Source organism: Paucibacter soli, assembly GCF_037482845.1.
In the GTDB taxonomy this organism is placed as follows: domain Bacteria; phylum Pseudomonadota; class Gammaproteobacteria; order Burkholderiales; family Burkholderiaceae_C; genus Paucibacter_B; species Paucibacter_B soli.
In genome coordinates, this window is sequence record NZ_JBBHJW010000005.1 from 176070 (window position 1) to 193232 (window position 17163).

The 17163-nt window shown below is 69.3% G+C and carries 16 protein-coding genes; 4 read left to right on the forward strand and 12 right to left on the reverse strand.

The features are described 5' to 3' along the window. Nucleotide 1: 1 nt before the first annotated feature. Nucleotides 2-979 carry a hypothetical protein gene (locus WG898_RS12405; protein WP_339603109.1) on the reverse strand — a complete coding sequence of 326 codons (978 nt, stop codon included), beginning with the start codon at nucleotides 977-979 and terminating at the stop codon, nucleotides 2-4. 85 nt (nucleotides 980-1064) lie between these two features. Here WG898_RS12405 and WG898_RS12410 point away from each other — a divergent pair, with 85 nt between their 5' ends. From WG898_RS12410 to WG898_RS12425, 4 genes are all read left to right on the forward strand, one after another. Then, nucleotides 1065-1412 (forward strand): hypothetical protein, encoded by a 348-nt coding sequence (locus WG898_RS12410; protein WP_339603110.1) that lies wholly within the window; start codon nucleotides 1065-1067, stop codon nucleotides 1410-1412. A gap of 76 nt (nucleotides 1413-1488) precedes the next feature. Next, the gene (locus WG898_RS12415) at nucleotides 1489-2847 is read left to right on the forward strand and encodes a porin (protein ID WP_339603111.1); all 1359 of its coding nucleotides are present in this window, start codon (nucleotides 1489-1491) and stop codon (nucleotides 2845-2847) included. Nucleotides 2848-2861: 14 nt separating this feature from the next. Then, nucleotides 2862-3776 (forward strand): metal ABC transporter substrate-binding protein, encoded by a 915-nt coding sequence (locus WG898_RS12420; protein WP_339603112.1) that lies wholly within the window; start codon nucleotides 2862-2864, stop codon nucleotides 3774-3776. Continuing rightward, nucleotides 3773-4552: a metal ABC transporter permease gene (locus tag WG898_RS12425; protein WP_339603113.1), complete on the forward strand. Its 780-nt coding sequence runs from the start codon at nucleotides 3773-3775 to the stop codon at nucleotides 4550-4552. Before WG898_RS12420 ends, WG898_RS12425 begins: the two co-directional genes overlap by 4 nt. A gap of 7 nt (nucleotides 4553-4559) precedes the next feature. Here the strand turns inward: WG898_RS12425 and WG898_RS12430 are convergent, their stop codons facing one another. From WG898_RS12430 to WG898_RS12480, 11 genes are all read right to left on the reverse strand, one after another. Next, the gene (locus WG898_RS12430) at nucleotides 4560-4829 is read right to left on the reverse strand and encodes a hypothetical protein (protein WP_339603114.1); all 270 of its coding nucleotides are present in this window, start codon (nucleotides 4827-4829) and stop codon (nucleotides 4560-4562) included. 88 nt (nucleotides 4830-4917) lie between these two features. Continuing rightward, on the reverse strand, nucleotides 4918-5949 hold the full coding sequence (locus WG898_RS12435) for an isocitrate/isopropylmalate dehydrogenase family protein (RefSeq protein WP_339603292.1): 1032 nt from the start codon (nucleotides 5947-5949) through the stop codon (nucleotides 4918-4920). Between the two features lie 69 nt (nucleotides 5950-6018). Next, a complete protein-coding gene (locus WG898_RS12440; RefSeq protein WP_339603115.1) occupies nucleotides 6019-6549 on the reverse strand; it encodes an NADH-quinone oxidoreductase subunit B family protein in 531 nt (176 codons plus the stop codon). After that, nucleotides 6549-8027, reverse strand: a complete 1479-nt coding sequence (locus WG898_RS12445; RefSeq protein ID WP_444718935.1) for a hydrogenase large subunit — start codon at nucleotides 8025-8027, stop codon at nucleotides 6549-6551. Before WG898_RS12445 ends, WG898_RS12440 begins: the two co-directional genes overlap by 1 nt. A gap of 2 nt (nucleotides 8028-8029) precedes the next feature. After that, a complete protein-coding gene (locus WG898_RS12450) occupies nucleotides 8030-9490 on the reverse strand; it encodes a hydrogenase 4 subunit F (RefSeq protein ID WP_339603116.1) in 1461 nt (486 codons plus the stop codon). 4 nt (nucleotides 9491-9494) lie between these two features. Then, nucleotides 9495-10154 (reverse strand): formate hydrogenlyase, encoded by a 660-nt coding sequence (locus WG898_RS12455; RefSeq protein ID WP_339603117.1) that lies wholly within the window; start codon nucleotides 10152-10154, stop codon nucleotides 9495-9497. Between the two features lies 1 nt (nucleotide 10155). Then, nucleotides 10156-11103, reverse strand: a complete 948-nt coding sequence (locus tag WG898_RS12460; RefSeq protein ID WP_339603118.1) for a respiratory chain complex I subunit 1 family protein — start codon at nucleotides 11101-11103, stop codon at nucleotides 10156-10158. A 7-nt stretch (nucleotides 11104-11110) separates the two neighbouring features. Then, nucleotides 11111-13144, reverse strand: coding sequence for a hydrogenase 4 subunit B (gene hyfB / locus WG898_RS12465; protein WP_339603119.1), 2034 nt, complete (start codon nucleotides 13142-13144; stop codon nucleotides 11111-11113). A 128-nt stretch (nucleotides 13145-13272) separates the two neighbouring features. After that, nucleotides 13273-13689 (reverse strand): thioredoxin TrxC, encoded by a 417-nt coding sequence (gene trxC, locus WG898_RS12470; protein WP_339603120.1) that lies wholly within the window; start codon nucleotides 13687-13689, stop codon nucleotides 13273-13275. A gap of 46 nt (nucleotides 13690-13735) precedes the next feature. Continuing rightward, the gene (locus WG898_RS12475; RefSeq protein WP_339603121.1) at nucleotides 13736-16114 is read right to left on the reverse strand and encodes a CHASE domain-containing protein; all 2379 of its coding nucleotides are present in this window, start codon (nucleotides 16112-16114) and stop codon (nucleotides 13736-13738) included. 5 nt (nucleotides 16115-16119) lie between these two features. Beyond that, on the reverse strand, nucleotides 16120-17151 hold the full coding sequence (locus tag WG898_RS12480) for a GGDEF domain-containing response regulator (protein WP_339603122.1): 1032 nt from the start codon (nucleotides 17149-17151) through the stop codon (nucleotides 16120-16122). Nucleotides 17152-17163 lie beyond the last annotated feature (12 nt).

Genomic DNA, 17163 nt, shown 5'->3' on the forward strand with positions numbered 1-17163 from the left:
TTCAGGGAATGCTCAGCCGTCCGCGCTCTTCCACCGCCACCTGTTGCTCGGGCCCGTTGCCGACGCGGAAGGTCACCCACAGGGTCTTGCCCACATAGGGCGCAGGGTCGCCGCCGGCAAGGTTGTTGTCGGCGGTGACTTCCAGGCGGTTGTTGCGCACCAGGCTGCGCAGGCGCCGTGTCAGGTCACGGGTGCGGCCGTCGGCGCCGTAGCTGGCGCTGATGATGGTAAGGGCGCCGCCCTCGTCGGCGTAGCCGGGCTGCTCGCCCCAGCCGCCACCCCAGCCGCCCGATCCCCATTGACCGCCGCTCCAGCCGATGAACTGCGCGCCGTCGACGCGCTGCTCCTCCGGGTACTCGAAGGTGCGCGTCTGGCCGTCGCGGCCGCGCGCGTAGATGCGCAGGAACTTCTTCTTGTAGGGATGGGGGTCCATGCCCAGGGTGTTGTTGCTGACCTCGAAGACGCGGTCCTGGCTGGCCAGCTGCTTGAGGCGCTGGGTCACGTCGACATTGCGCTGCGCGGTGCCGTAGCGCGCTTCCAGGATCAGGTATTCGCCCTCGTCCTGGCCGGCGCGCTGGTCGGCGTCCCAGCCGCCATGCCAGCCGCCATGACCCCAGTTGCCGCCGCGCCAGCCGGTGAACATCGCGCCGTCGATGCGCTGACCCTCCTGGTATTCGAAGCTGCGCGTCTGGCCGTCGCGGCCGCGCGCATAGATGCGCAGGGTCTTCTTCTGGTAGGGATGGGGGTCGACGCCCAGGGTGTCGTTGGAGACGCGGAACTCGCGGTCCGAGCGCGCCAGCTCGCGCAGGCGCTGGGTCACGTCGACGTTCTGGCTGGCGGTGCCGTAGCGTGCCTGCAGGATCTGGTATTCGCCGTCGTCGCCATGGCGGCCCTGGGCCAGCGCGGGGCCAAGCAGGCCCAGTGCCATCAAGAGGAGGGCGAGCCAGCTTCGGATCCAGAGAGAGAGGCGTGCTTGCATGATGACTAACTCCTTGCCTGAGCTAGGCATCTTAGGCCCTGGAAGCCCGGTCCGAGGCGTCCGGCGTAAGATCGCGCGCATCGCCATGCGACGCATCTCCCTTCGCCCCCACTCCCTGCACGCCAGCCTGGCCTGGCTGCTGTGGCTGGCCATGCTGCTGCCGCTGGCGCAGTCCACGGCCAGCTGGCACCGCTATTCGCATGGTGTGCAGACGGGCCTGGCGCAGGACGAAGGCAAGCAGGCCGGCCATGCGGCGGGCTGCGAGCTGTGCCTGAGCGCGGCCGCGCTGAGCGGCGCATCGCTGCCCACCAGTAAGTCGCCGCTGGCCTTGCTGGCCTTGGCGCATGCCCTGCCGCTGCCGCTGCGCGCCGGCTTCGGGTGCGCGCGCCCGACCCTGGCCTACCGGAGTCGCGCCCCGCCCGTGCCTCGCTGAGAACGATGCGCCGAGCCCACCCGCCGTGACGGCGGCCGGGCTCTCACCACGTCCTTGCCTGGAGCGAGAACAACCAATGCTAAAGCTATTGCCGGCAAGCCTTGCGCTTGCCCTGGCCGCGCCCATGACGGTGCGGGCCGACACCAACTCCGACATCAGCGCCTTGCGGCAGGAGATCGCCGCGATGCGATCCGCCTACGAGGCCAGCCTGGCGGCGCTCGAACAGCGCCTCAAGGCCGCCGAGGCCGCCGCAACCACGCCAGCGCCGCCGGCGCCCGCCGCCAGCCCCACGGCTGGCCCCAGCACGGCGGCCAACGCCTTCAATCCCGCGATCTCGCTGATTCTTTCTGGCCTCTACGGGCGCACCTCGCAGGACCCTGCGCAGTACGCCATGCGCGGCTTCCAGCTGCCGAAGGACGCCGAGCTTGGGCCCGGCACGCGCGGCTTCAGCCTGGCCGAGTCCGAGCTGGGCCTGAGCGCCAATATCGACCCCTGGCTGCGCGGTGCCGCCAACATCGCCCTGCACGGGGACAACAGCCTGTCGGTGGAAGAGGCCTATGTGCAGACCACCGCACTGGGCCATGGCCTGGCGTTCAAGGCGGGGCGCTTTTTCTCGGGCGTGGGCTATCTGAATTCCCAGCATGCCCATGCCTGGGACTTCGTCGACAACCCGCTCGCCTACCAGGCCATGCTGGGCACGCAATACGGCGACGATGGCGTGCAGCTGAACTGGCTGGCGCCCACGGAGCAGTACCTGGAGCTGGGCCTGGAGCTGGGCCGCGGCCGCAGCTTCCCAGGCGGCGACAACAGCCGCAACGGTGCCGGCATGAGCGCGCTGACTGCGCATACCGGCGGCGACATCGGCGCGAGCCATAGCTGGCGCTTCGGGGTCTCGGTGCTGAACGCCAAGGCCGATGAGCAGGCGCTGCAGGGGCAGGGCGCGAACGGCAGCATGGTCAACAGCCTGTTCAGCGGCAGCACGCGCGTCTGGGTGCTCGACGCGATCTGGAAATGGGCGCCCGAGGGCAACGCCACGCGCACCAGCTTCAAGCTGCAGGGCGAGTGGTTGCGCAGCAGGCGCAGCGGCAGCCTGGTCGTGGACCCCGGCCAGGGCGACAGCGCCGGCGCCTACCGGGCCACGCAATCGGGCTGGTATGTGCAGGGCGTGTATCAGTTCATGCCCGGCTGGCGCCTGGGCCTGCGCAGCGAGCGCCTGCAGGCCGGCACGCCGGACTACGGCATCAACGCCGGCCTCTATGCGCAGAGTGACTACCGGCCACGCAAGGATTCGCTGATGCTGGACTTCAATGCCAGCGAGTTCTCGCGCGTGCGCCTGCAACTGGCCCATGACCGCGCCCGCGACGGCAGCGCCGACCGCCAGCTCTTCCTGCAATACCAGATGAGCCTGGGCGCGCATGGCGCGCACGGCTACTGAAAGGAGACCCTGTGATGATTCGCAACAAGCTCAAGCTCCTGCTGGCCCTGCCGTTGCTGCTGGCCCTGCCCGCCCATGCCGCCTTGCGCGTGCTGGCCTGCGAACCCGAATGGGGCGCGCTGGCCCAGGAACTGGGTGGCAAGCTGGTGGAGGTGGCGGTGGCCACCAGCGCCTTGCAGGACCCGCACCAGATCCAGGCCAAGCCCAGCCTGATCGCGCGCGCCCGCAACGCCGATCTGCTGGTCTGCACCGGCGCCGAGCTGGAGATCGGCTGGCTGCCGGTGCTGCTGCAGCAATCGGGCAATGCCAAGTTGCAGGCCGGCCAGCCAGGCAACTTCGCCGCCGCCGACTTCGTGCGCAAGCTCGATGTGCCGGCCCAGCTGGACCGCGCGCAGGGCGATGTGCATGCCGCCGGCAATCCGCATATCCAGACCGACCCGCGCAACATCGCCCAGGTGGCGATGGCGCTGGGCACGCGCCTGGCCCAGCTGGACCCGGCCCACGCCGCGGACTACGCCCGAGCGCAGGCCGACTTTGCGCAGCGCTGGCAGCAGGCGATGGCGCGCTGGGCGGCCCAGGCGGCGCCGCTCAGGGGTGCGGCCGTGGCCTCGCAGCACAAGGCCTTTGTCTACCTCTACGACTGGCTGGGCCTGAAAGAGGTGGCGGTGCTGGAGCCCAAGCCCGGCGTGGAGCCCAGCGCCTCGCATCTGCAAGGTGTGCTGGCCAGCCTCAAGGCCGCGCCCGCGCGCATGGTCTTGGTCGCGGCCTATCAGGACCCGCGCGCCTCCGAGTGGCTCAGCAAAAACGCCGGCATGCCGGTGGTGAAGATTCCCTTCACCGTCGGCGGCAGCGAGGGCGCCAAGGACCTCATCGGCCTGTTCGACGACACCGTGGCGCGCCTGCTGGCAGCGGGAGTGAAACAACCATGAACTGGAGCGCACTGGACTGGGGCATTCTGGGCCCCGCCCTGATCGCCGGCCTCTTGGTGCTGGCCACCCATGTGCCGCTGGGCACCCAGGTGCTGGACCGTGGCATCGTCTTCATCGACCTGGCGATTGCCCAGATCGCCGGCCTGGGCGTGATCGCTGCCGACGCCCTGGGCCTGCCCGAGGGCGGCGTGGCGGTGCAGCTGGCGGCCGTCTGCGCGGCACTGCTGGGCGCCCTGCTGCTGACCTGGACCGAGCGCAAGGCGCCCGAGCAGCAGGAGGCGCTGATCGGCGTGATGTTCATCCTGGCGGCCTGCGCCGGCATCCTGCTGCTGGCCGGCAACCCGCATGGTGGCGAGCATCTCAAGGAGCTGCTGGTGGGCCAGATCCTCTGGGTCAACAACACCCAGCTGCTCTGGCTGGGCGCCGTCTCGGTCCTGTTGCTGGCGGCGCTGCGCCTGGGCTGGGTGGCGCGGCTGGGGCGCTTCGGTTTCTATGCCGCCTTTGCCATCGCCGTCACCGCCTCGGTGCAGCTGGTGGGCGTGTACCTGGTGTTCAGCAGCCTCATCATCCCGGCCCTGGCGACGCGCACTTACCAGGGCAGGCGGCGGCAGCTGATCGCCTATGGGCTGGGGGCGCTGGGCTATGCGCTCGGCCTCGCGCTCTCGGCCATCCTGGATCTGCCCTCGGGGGCGGTGATCGTGTGGACGCTAGCGGCCTGCGCGCTCGCCTTTGTTGCCGTTGCCGGGCCGGCTCGGCCGCGTGGCGGCGCCGCCTGACCCTTGTTCAGACGGCGCTGGTGGCGCGCAGGCTCTGGGCGCAGATGTTCTGGCCGGTGGCGGTAAGCTTGAGCCCGCCGCCCTCCCAGCTGAGCCAGTCCAGCGCCACATAGTCGGCGATCTCGTCGGCCTTGAGCAGGTCGGCGCGGCGGCGTTTCAGAAAGGCGGCGGCGCCTGGCAGTGCGGCGCGCAAGGCGTCCAGCCGGCCCTGCGCCAGGCCGGCGCGCACCCGCACGGGAGTGAGCGCCAGTTCTTCCTGAGGTTGACGTCGTCGCATATGCATCCCAAGCCGAGGCAGCTATTACACGGCGAGCATAGCCTGGAACTGTGACGGTGCTCGGTGCGTTGGCGCACCGAGCGCACGCTCAGCCATTCCTGATGCGGCTCACCAGCGCCGCGGTGTAGGCAGCGGTGCCGGCGTTGCCGCCCAGATCGCCGGTACGCACCTGGTCGATGTTGAGCGTGGCGTCAATCGCGACGCGCAAGCGGGTCGCCAGCTCGCCGAGCCTGCAATGGTCCAGCATCATGGCGGCGGCCAGCAGCAGGGCGGTGGGGTTGGCCACCCCCTTGCCGGCGATGTCGGGCGCCGAGCCATGCACGGCCTCGAAGATCGCCGCGTCGGCGCCGATATTGGCGCCCGGCGCCATGCCTAGCCCGCCCACCAGGCCGGCCACCAGGTCGGAGAGGATGTCGCCAAACAGATTGGTGGTAACCAGCACGTCGAACTGCCAGGGATTGAGCACCAGCTTCATTGCGCAGGCGTCGACGATCACCGTCTCGAGCGCGATGCGGTCCTTGTACCTCTGCTCCCACAGCTCCTGGCCGGTCTCCAGGAACAGGCCGGTGAGCGCCTTCATGATATTGGCCTTGTGCACGATGGTGACCTTCTTGCGGCCGCTGGCGATGGCCAATTCGAAGGCGTATTCCAGCAGGCGGTGGCTGCCCTGGCGGGTGTTGACGCCGGTGGCCATCGCCACCGCATGCGGGTCGTCGCCGATCGGCACGTAATGCTCATGGCCGATGTAGAGGCCCTCGAGGTTCTCTCGCACCACCAGCAGGTCGATGTTGTCGTAGCGCCCGCCGGGGATGATGGTGCGCGCCGGGCGCACATTGGCATAGAGCTGGAACTCCTCGCGCAGGCGCACGTTGGACGAGCGGTAGCCGCCGCCCGAGGGCGTTTCCAGCGGGCCCTTGAGCGCCAGCTTGGTGCGGCGGATGCTGTCCAGCGTGGCCTTGGGCAGCGGATCGCCATGGGCTTGCACGCCGCCCAGTCCGGCGACCTGACGGTCCCACTCGAACGGGGCCTGCAGCGCCTCCAGCGCCGCCAGCGTGGCGTCGACGATCTCGGGCCCGATGCCGTCGCCGGGGATCAGGGTGGCGGGGATGGTCTGGGTCATGGTGGGCTCGCTCGCTGCAATGGTGGCGGTCAGCATAGCGAGGCCAGCCTACGCGAGGTTGACGCAGGTTCAGCGATGGTGATGATGATGCCGCCGCTGCACCGCCGTCAGGATGGCGCGCAGGATCGCGAGCGGCGGTGGCGGACAGCCGGGCACCGTGAGGTCGACCGGGATCACGTTGGCAACGCGCCCGCAGTGGGCATAGCTGCGCTCGCCGAAGATGCCGCCGTCGCAGCCGCAATCGCCGACGGCCAGCACCAGCCGCGGCTCGGGCGTGGCCTCGTAGCTGCGGCGCAGCGCCTCGGCCATATGGCGCGACACCGGGCCGGTGACCAGCAGCATGTCGGCATGGCGCGGACTGGCGACGAACTTGATGCCCAGGCCCTCGAGGTTGTAATAGGGGTTGTTGAGCGCATGCAGCTCCAACTCGCAGCCATTGCAGGAGCCGGCATCGACCTCGCGTATGCACAGCGCGCGGCCGAGGATCTGCAGCAGGGCCTGCTGGATGCGGCCGGCCTCGGCCGCGGGCTCCAGCGTGACTTCGGGCGCCGGCTCACTGACGATGCCGGTGCGGGCGATTTGCCTGAGGATGCGCCACATCAGAGGTCGTGTCCTGCGTAACTGAGGTTGAAGGACTTGTTGATGAGCGGGAAGTCGGGAACGATGTTGCCGATCACCGCATGCTCCAGCACCGGCCAGTTCTGCCAGGAGGGATCGTGGCAATGGCAGCGGCGGATCGCGCCTGCATCCAGCTCCAGCGCCACGAAGACCTCGCCGCGCCAGCCTTCCACCCAGCCGGCGCCGCGCGCGGTGCCCGGCGGCAGGGTCAGGTCTGAACGCACAGGCCCCTCGGGCAGGCCCAGGCACAGCAGGCGCAAGAGGCGCAAGGATTCCAGCAGCTCGTCGAAGCGCACGCTGACGCGCGCCGCCACGTCGCCGTTGCGGTGCGTGGCCATATTGACGTTCAGCCCGTCGTAGGGCGGCAGCGAGGGGGCGCAGCGCAGGTCCCAGGTCTGTGCGCTGGCGCGGCCGGCCAGGCCGGTCAGGCCCAGCTGAGCGGCCAGCTGGGGCGTGACGCGGCCGGTGCCGATGAAGCGGTCCTGCAGGCCGGCATGCTCGTCGTAGATGTGGCGCAGCTGGTGCAGCTCGGGCTCCAGCGCATCGCATTGCGCCAGCAGGCGGCGCCGGCCCTCGGCATCGAGGTCCACCGCGACGCCGCCGGGCACGATGCGGTCCATCATGAAGCGGTGGCCGAACAGCGCCATCGAGAGGCGCTGCCAGTCCTCGCGCAGGCGCGAGAACTGCGCCAGGCCGAGCGCGAAGGCGGCGTCGTTGCCGAGCGCGCCCAGGTCGCCCAGGTGGTTGGCAACGCGCTCGCGCTCCAGCAGCAGGGCGCGCAGCCAGGCGGCGCGCGCGGGTATCGCGCCACCGGCGGCGGCCTCCAGCGCCATGCAATAGGCCCAGGCATGGGCAACGGTGGAGTCGCCCGAGACGCGGCCGGCCAGGCGGTAAGCGTCCAAGGGCGCCAGCTCTGTGAAGCGCTGCGCAATGCCCTTGTGCTTGTAGCCCAGCCGCTCTTCTAGGCGCAGCACTTTTTCGCCGACCACCGAGAAGCGGAAATGGCCGGGTTCGATGATGCCGGCATGCACCGGCCCGACGGCGATCTCGTGCACGCCCTCGCCCTGCACGCGCACGAAGGCATAGTCGGCCGGCAGCGCAGCCTCGCCCTCCGCGCCCCACAGGCCATGGTCCAGCCAGGGCCGGGTGTCCGTGGCGCCGTCGGCAGCGATACCGTCTAGATCGCGCGCGGCACGCTGCAGGCGTGCGGCGGCGGGGAACAGCGGCGCCAGGTCGGGGTGGCCCTCGCCGGGGGCCAGCGGCAGCTCGATCCAGGCCAGGCCGGATTCGAAGGAGAAGGCATAGGCCGCGTTGACGGCACGACGCTCAGCGCTGCCCCATAGCGACACCAGGCGGCCGCCGCCGTCCAGCACATCCTGTGCCACCGCCAGCCAGCCCTCGCGATCGACCACGCCATGGCGGATCGGCAGCGGCGTGGGCAGCGCAACAAGCATCGACATGCTCAGGGCCCTCCCACCAGCATGGCGGCGGCCTGGCGGTACCAGGCATCCAGATAGGGCGGGATGTAGAGGCCCAGCAGCAGGCCCAGCGCCAGGTGCACGAACACCGGGATCAACGCCGGTGGATGGGCCAGCGGTTTGAGCGTGGTCTCGCCGAACACCATCGGCTGCACGCGGCTGAACACCGAGGCAAAGGCCAGGCCCAGCGCGATCAGCAGCCAGGGCGTGGCCCAGGCCTGCTCGCGCATCGCGGTGGTGACGATCAGGAACTCGCTCGCGAACACGCCGAAGGGCGGCATGCCCAGGATGGCCAGCGCGCCCAGCATCAGGCCCCAGCCCACCGTGGGGCTGACGCGTATCAGCCCGCGGATCTCCTCCATCAGCTGGCTGCCGGCCTTTTGCGTGGCATGGCCCACCGCAAAGAAGATCGCCGACTTGATGAGCGAATGCACCGTCATGTGCAGCAGGCCGGCATAGCTGGCGATAGTCCCGCCCATGCCGAAGGCAAAGGTCATCATGCCCATATGCTCGATCGACGAGTAGGCGAACATGCGCTTGACGTCCTTCTGCCGGATCAGGAAGAACACCGCCGCCACCACCGAGAGCAGGCCGAAGCCCATCATCAGCCGGCCGGTGAGCGGGCCCTGCAGCGCGCCGTCGGTCAGCACCTTGCAGCGCAGCACCGCGTAGAGGGCGACGTTGAGCAAGAGGCCCGAGAGCACCGCCGAGACCGGTGTCGGGCCCTCGGCATGGGCGTCGGGCAGCCAGTTGTGCACCGGCACCAGGCCCACCTTGGTGCCATAGCCGATAAAGAGAAAGGCGAAGGCCAGGGTGATGATGTTGGGGTCCAGCTGCGCCTTCACCGCGTCGAGATTGGTCCACAAGAGCGCCCCACCTTCGGCGCCAATCACCTTCTCGGCCGCCATGTACAGTAGCACCGTGCCGAACAGCGCCTGGGCGATGCCCACGCCGCACAGGATGAAGTACTTCCAGGCCGCCTCCAGGCTGGCGGCCGTGCGGTACACGCTCACCAGCAGCACGGTGGTGAGGGTGGCCGCCTCCATCGCCACCCAGACCAGCCCCATATTGTTGGTGGTGAGCGCCAGCAGCATGGTGAAGCTGAACAGCTGGTACATGCTGTGATACAGGCGCAGGCGCGGCGGCGTCATCTTGCCGTGGTCGCGCTCGATGCGCATATAGGGACGCGAGAAGATCGCGGTGGTGAGGCCCACGAAGGCGGTGAGCGTGACCAGGAAGACGTTCAGCGCGTCGACATAGAACTCGCGCGCCCACAGCAGCTGTGGGCCGCCGCGTATCACCTCGGCGGTCAGCACGCAGGCGGCGATGAAGGTGGCGAGGCTGAAGCCGACGTTGACATCGCGGGCGTTGTCGCGATGCCCGACCAGGGCCAGCACCAGGCCGCCGATCAGTGGCGAAGCGAGCAGGAAGGCGAGCGCCGACAAGGTGTCAGTCCTCCTTGAGTTTTTCGAGGTGTCGTATGTCCAGGCTGTCGAACTGCTCGCGGATCTGGAACATGAACACACCCAGGATCAGTACGCCGATCAGCACGTCCAGCGCGATGCCCAGCTCCACCACCATGGGCATGCCATAGGTGGCGGCGGTGGCGGCGAAGAACAGGCCGTTCTCCATCGCCAGGAAGCCGATCACCTGGGGCACCGCCTTGGCGCGCGTGATCATCATCAGGAAGGACAGCAGCACGCAGGCCAGCGCGATGCCCAGCGTGCCGCTGGCCAGCGCCGAGGACAGGCGCGAGATCGGCATCGCCAGGTTGAAGGAGAAGATCACCACGCCGATGCCGATCAGCATGGTGGTGGGGATGTTGATGAGGGTCTCGATGTCCCAGCGGATGTTGAGCCGGCCCACCACGCGGTGCAGCAGCCAGGGGATCAGCAGCACCTTGAGCAAAAGGGTCACGCCGGCAGAGAGATACAGATGCGGCTGGCGGGTGACATAACCCACCACCGCGGTGGCCAGCACCAGGGTCGCGCCCTGCATGGTGAACAGATGGATCAGCGAGACGATGCGGCGCTGCGAGATCATCGCGAAGGCCAGCATCAGCAGCACCGCGCCGAGCAGGTTGACGAATTGGGTCAGCAGCGTACTCATCTCAGCGGGCGAGCAATAGGTGAACCAGCATGCCGATCACCGCCAGCAAAAAGGCGGTGGCCAAAAACTCGGGCACGCGGAAGATGCGCATCTTGGCCGAGAGCGTCTCCAGCGCCGCCAGCAAGGCGCCGCCGACGGCCAGCTTGGCGACCAGCACCGGCAGGGCCAGCAGCATCGCCAGCGGCGCCTGCGCCTCGGCCACGCCCCAGGGGAAGAACAGCGCCAGGCCGATGCAGGAATAGGCGAACAGCTTCAGGCTCGCCGCCCATTCCAGCAGCGCCAGGTGGCGGCCCGAGTATTCGAGGATCAGGGCCTCGTGGATCATCGTCAGTTCCAGGTGCGTGGCCGGGTTGTCCACCGGTACGCGCGCGTTCTCGGCCAGCGAGACCATCGTGAAGGCCACGCCCGCAAAGGCCAGGCCCGGGTAGATCGCCAGCTCGCGATGGCCCAGGGTCTCGACGATGGTGGTCAGCGAGGTGGACTTGGAGATCAGCGAGGCCGAGAACAGCACCATCAGCAGCGCCGGCTCGGCCAGGAAGCCGATCAGCATCTCGCGCCGCGCGCCCATGCTGCCGAAGGCCGTGCCCACGTCCATCGCCGCCAGCGAGATGAACACGCGCGCCAGCGCGAACAAGCCCACCAGGGCGATGGCGTCGGCGGCGGGCGCCAGCGGCAGATCGGTGGAGAGCGTGGGGATGATGGCGCAGGCCAGCGTCATGCAGCCGAACTTGATATAGGGCGCGCTGCGGAACAGCGGCGAGGCATGCTCGGCCAGCACCGACTCCTTGTTGAAGAGCTTGTGCAGCAGGTAGTAGGGCTGCAGCAGGCTGGGGGCGCTGCGGCCCTGCAGCCAGGCGCGGCATTGGCTGACCCAGCCGCTCAGCAGCGGCGCCAGCGCCACCGCGAGCAGGATCTCCAGCAGTTGTGAGAGCAGGCCGCTGAAGCTCATGGCAGGTTCATCTTTGCACCACCAGCAGGGTGGCGATCAGGGTCAGGAAGCTGTAGAGCAGGTAGACCGCGATGCGGCCCTGCTGCAGCCGGCCGATCAGGCGCGCCAGCGTCGCCGCCAGCTCGGCCAGCGGCAGGTAGAGCCAACGCCAGAAGTGATCGTCCACCTGGACCCGGTAATGCGGCTCGCTGTCGAAGGGCGAGGGCAGCTCGCGCCGCATCAGGAAGAAGGGTTCGAAGATCTGGCGGATCGGCTGGCCGAAGCCCTCGGCGCTGTCCTGCATGCGCGCCGTGCCCCAGGGGAAGCCGCAGGCCCAGGGAATCGCGCGGCGCAGGCGGCCATGGTAGAGCCAGCGCACCAGCACAAAGGCCAGCGCGAAGCAGGCCAGGATGCCCAGCAGGAAGATGATGGGTCCATAGCTGGCCTGGTCCAGGCTCACCGGCGCGAGCATCAACCAGCCATGCGCGGCCACCTGCGCGCCCAGGCCGGAGCGCACCAGCTGCTGCGTGACCGGGTCCAGCAGCTGGATGAACTGGCTGGGCAGCAGGCCCAGCGCCAGGCAGCCCAGCACCAACCACCCCATGCCGGCGCGCTCCCAGTGGCCGGCGTCGTGCGCCTGCGCGAGCTTGTCTTCGCGCGGCTGGCCCAGAAAGATCACGCCGAAGAACTTCACCATGGTATAGCCCGCCAGCGCCGACACCAGCGCGATCAGCGCCGCCACCACCGGGATCAGCATGGTCAAGAGCGGCACCGGCAGGCCGGGCGCGAACAGAAAGCTCTGCAGCAGCAGCCATTCCGAGACGAAGCCGCCCAGCGGCGGCAGGCCGGCGCTGGCCAGCACGCCCAGCAGGCTCAGCCAGGCCACCCAGGGCATGCAGCGGATCAGGCCGCCCAGCTTGCCGAGGTTGCGCTCGCCGGTGGCATGCAGCACGCTGCCGGTGCCCAGGAACAGCAGGCTCTTGAAGCAGGCATGGCTGGCCACGTGGTAGAGCGTGGCGGTGAGCGCCAGCGCGGCCATCGGCTTCATCGCATAGGCGGCAAAGATCAGCGTCAGGCCCATGCCGACGAACAGCAGGCCCATGTTCTCGATCGACGAATAGGCCAGCAGGCGCTTCATATCGGTCTGCACCGCGGCGAACACCACGCCGAACAGCGCGGTGGCCAGGCCCACCGCCAGCAGCACGCCGCCCCACCACCATAGCGGCGCGCTCAGCAGGTCCAGCGTCACGCGCAGCAGGCCGTAGATGGCGGTGTTGAGCATCACCCCGCTCATCAGCGCCGAGACCGGCGAGGGCGCGGCCGGGTGCGCCTCGGGCAGCCACACATGCAGGGGCAGCACGCCGGCCTTGGCGCCAAAGCCCAGCAGCGCCAGCCCGAAGCCCGCCGAGGCCCAGAAGGGGCTGAGCGCCTGCGCGCGCATATTGGCGAAGCTGTAGTCGCCGGTATTGGCCTGCAGCACGCCAAAGCACAGCAGGATGGCGATCGCGCCGATGCGCGCCATCGTCAGGTAGAGATAGCCGGCGCTGCGCACCTCGGGGATGCGGTGGTTGGCGGTGACGAGGAAGAAGGAGGCCAGCGCCATGGTCTCCCACATCACCATGAAGCAGTAGGCGTCGTCGGCCAGCAGCACGCCCAGCATGCTGACCAGGAAGACGTGGTACTCCAGGCACAGCAGGCCCGGCGGCGTGCCCTCGCCGGAGCGGAAATAGCCGGCTGCAAAGGCCGAGATGCCGGCCGAGGCGCCGCCCAGCACCATCAGGAAATAGGCCGAGAGCGCGTCCAGGCGCAGGTGGAAGGGCAGGCCCGGCAGGCCCACCGGCAAGAGCGCGGTTTCCGGTGCCGTTTCGGGCGTGGCCAGCAGCGCGCTCAGCGCCACACCGGCCAGCGCCAGGCCCAGCAGCCCGCCGGCCGGGAACAGCCAGCGCGCCACCAGGGCCAACCGGTGCAGGGCCAGCGCGCCGGCCATGCCCACCGCCAACCAGCCCAGCGCGATCAGCAGCATCCAGTCGATGTGCAGCAATGGCGCGGACGGTTGAGGCATGGCCTTAGCCGACGCGGCAGCGCCGGACCGACGGAGCTGTCAGATCCCTGTTCATGGCGCTTTGATGGTAGCGCATGCCCCGCGCTGGGGGCCAGGTCTTGCGCGCCGAAGCCGGCGCGCGGGGCGCCTCAGCGCATCCAGCCGACGATTTGCGCCGCCTGCAGCGCGCCGCTGATGCGCTGCACCTCGCGTCCGCCGCCGAACTGGATCAGGGTCGGGATGCTGCGGATCGCATAGCGCTGCGCGAGCTGCGTGAGCTGGTCGCTGTTGACCTTGAGCAGCAGGGCGCGGCCCTTGAGCTGGCGCGCCGCCTGCTCGAACTGCGGCGCCATCATGCGGCAGGGCCCGCACCAGGGCGCCCAGAAGTCCACCAGCACCGGCAGCTCGCTGCCGGCCACGATGGCGTCGAAACGCTTTGCTTCGTCCAGTTCCAGCACATGGCCGCTCAGCAAGGCCTGGCCGCAATGGCCGCAGACCGGGTCCTGGCCGGCGCGCTCGGCGGGCACGCGGTTCTTGGTGAGGCAGTGGGGGCAGGTCACGATCATGGCGGCTCCAGTTGCTGTGGGCCATCTGGGGCGCATGCTTGCAAATTCAAGCGCCCGCGTAGGGCAGCAGCACCTCGAAACGGGCGCCCTGACCGGGCTCGCTGTAGACATCGATCCGGCCGCCATGCCGGGTGACGATGCGCTTGACGATGTCCAGCCCCAGGCCGCTGCCCTCGCCGGCGGGCTTGGTGGTGAAGAAGGGCTCGAAGATCTGCGCGCGCAGCGCCGCAGGGATGCCGCAGCCGGTGTCGGCCACCGTCACCAGCGCCGCGTCGCCCCGGCGGCGCAGGCCTATGTGCAGCACGCCGCGGTAGTTCATGGCCTGCAGGGCGTTGTGGATCAGGTTGGTCCAGACTTGGTGCAGCTCGTCGGGCAGGCAGGGCAGGGGTGGCAGATCGTCCTGGTAATCGCGCACCAGTTCCACACCCTGCCTGAACTGGTTGTGATACAGCGTCAGCACCGTCTCCAGGCTCTCGCGCAGATCGGTGGCCGTTGGCTGGCCCTGAGGATCGCTGCGCGAGAAGCGCTTCAGCGCCAGCACGATCTTGGCCACCCGCTCCACCGCGGCATTGATGTTGGCGGCGCTGCGCAGCAGCGTGGCCACGGCCTCGGCAAGCCGCAGGACTTGCGCCTGCTGCGGATGCTGCAGCAGCGCCAGCAGCTCGGGCCTGAGCCCGGTTTCGCCCAGCTGCACCAGCACGCCGGCCACACGGCGCGCATCGGCCACGCCGGCCTGTTCCAGCGCCTCGCCGAGTTCGCGCGTGCGCAGGCGTTCCTCGCGCGTGCTGAGTGGGCTGGCGGGCAGGCTGGCGCGCCGGGTCAGCTCGATGAAGCGCGCCCGCAGCGGCGGCTCCAGCAGCTGCAACAGGTGCGGCAACTCGCTCAGGCACAGCGCCAGCGCATCGCCGAGGTTGAGGCTGCTGGACTTGATGGCGGCGATCGGGGTGTTGATCTCATGCGCCACATTGGCCACCAGCTGCCCCAGCGAGGCAAGCTTCTCGTGCTGGATCAGCTGCGCCTGCGCGGCCTGCAGCGCGCTGATGTCGTAGCACACCCAGACCGAGCCGAGCTCCAGGCGCTGCGGGTCGATATGCCTGCCGTGCAGCCGGCACTGGATGGGGCTGCCGTCCTTGCGCACCCATTCGACATCGCCGATCCAATGCTGCTCAGCGGCGATGCCGGCATAGGCGGCCTTGCCGGCCGCCTCGAAGGCCTGGTCGGAGGCGAACAAGATGCGCGTGGAGGCGCCCACCAGCTCCTCGGCGCGGTAGCCCAGCATCTCCGCCAGGCCGCTGTTGCAGGCCTGGATGCGGCGGTTCTTGACGAACTGGATGCCCACCGCGGCGTTGTCGAAGATGGCCTTCTGCTCGGCCAGGGTGCTGGCCAGCTGCAGGGCCAGCGCGCGCCGGCTTGCCCAGGCCGCCACCAGGCCGGCGCACAGCAAGGCCATCAGCAGGCCGGGCAGCAGGATGGCGAGCAGGCGCGCGCGCTCGGGCTCGTAGCGGCCGCCGGGCAGGGCGCTGATCTCGAAGGCCCAGCGGCGCTGGCCCACCACCAGGGTGTCGCTCATGCGCAGACCGGTGGCCAGCGCGCCAGGGGCGCTGTCGAACAGGGGCTGCGCTGTGGCCGCTGCCGCCGCGCCAGCCTCGGCATAGCCGATATCGCCGATGCGCACGCGCAGGGCGGGCAGCAGCTGCGCATCGATGGCATCGCGCATCAGATCATCCACGCGGTAGACCAGGGCCGCAAAACCCTGCAATGCGGCGCGGCGCTGTGCCAGCTCCTGCAGCGCTGCGCCGCGGCGGTAGATCGGCATGCGCACCACGAAGCCGGTGCGGCCGGCCTGGTCCTGCACCAGCTTGAGCGGCTCGGTAGCTACCGGCAGGCCGCTGTCGCGCCCGAGCTCCAGCGCGCGCAGATGCGCCGGCAGGGCGGCCAGATCGAGGCCAAAGGCGGCCTCGTTGCCGCGCATCGGCTCGTTGTACTCGATCACATAGTGCTGCGCCAGCGTGTTGGCGGGATGGATGTCGAACCGCGGGTAGCCCTCGGCATGCAAGGAGCGGTCGCCGCGCACCGCGGCCACGAAGTCGGCGCGCTGGGCCTCGGGCAGGGCGCGCACATACTGCACCGCCTGGAAACCCGGCGTGCTGTCGCGCAGGCGCAGCTGCTCAAGAAACTGCTGGAACTGCAGGCGGCTCACCTCGGACTGCGCGGCGAACAGGCCGCGCATGCTGCGCAGCGCCGCGAAGTGCGATTGCAGGCGCGTGTCCACCTGGGTCAGCAGGCGTCGGGTGTCGCTGGCGAAGGCAGCGTCGATCTGGCGCTGCTGCTCGCGCGCCACCAGGGCGCAGGCCAGCAGGGTCAGGGCCAGCACCGCGCCGAATGCCAGCAGGCTCTGCAGGACCGTGCGGGTCCGCTGTGCCAAATATTTCAGAGCGCCTCCCGGCGCGGCTGTGCGTCGTGGCTGCGCTCGCCCAGTTCGACGCGGTTGCGGCCATGCGTCTTGGCCGCATAGAGGGCCTGGTCGGCGCGCCGCTCCACCGCGGCAATGGTGTCGCCGCGCGCATAGGCGGCCACGCCAAAGCTGGCGCTGCAATGTCCGACATGGGCGAACACATGCTCCTCGATGCGCTGGCGCAGGTTCTCGGCCACCTGCTGGCCGCCCGCCAGGTCGGTGTCGGGGCAGATCACCAGAAACTCCTCGCCGCCCCAGCGGCCCACCACGTCGCTGGCGCGGATGCGCACTTGCAGGATCTGGGCCAACGCGATCAGCACCTCGTCGCCGACATGGTGGCCATAGGTGTCGTTGACACGCTTGAAGCGGTCGATGTCCATCAGGATCAGCGCAAAGCTGCGGCCGCTGCGGCCCGCGCTGGCGAACTCGCGTTCCAGCACGCGGTCGAGGAAGAGGCGGTTGTAGAGTTTGGTGAGGCGGTCGGTCACCGCCAACTGCTCAAGCTCGCGGTTCTTTTCCACCAGCTCCTGGGTGCGCTCGGCCACGGTCTGCTCCAGCTCCTCGTTCATGCGCCTGAGCTCCTGCACATGGCGTTGCAGCTCGGCGTTGAGTCGAAAGGCGCGCAGCGCGGCCTGCACCGTCAGCACCACATCCTCGTTATGCCAGGGCTTTTCCAGGAAGCGGAACAGATTCGCCTCGTTGATGGCGCGCTTCACGCCGTCCAGATTGCTCTGGCCGGTGAGCATGATGGTGAGCGCATCCGGCATGCGGCGGTGCACGCGCACCAGCAGCTCGTCGCCCTTCATGCCCGGCATGATGTAGTCGGCGATGATGACGGCCAGGGTCTGGCCCTCGCGTTCGATCTCGTCGATCAGCTCCAGCGCCTCGGCGCCGCTCTCGGCGATCTCGATCACCTGCCCATGCAGCAGGTTCTTGCCGAGCAGCGAACGCAGCGAGGTCAGCACCCCGCCATCGTCATCGACGCACAGAATGACCTCTTGCCCCATCGTGCCTCCCTT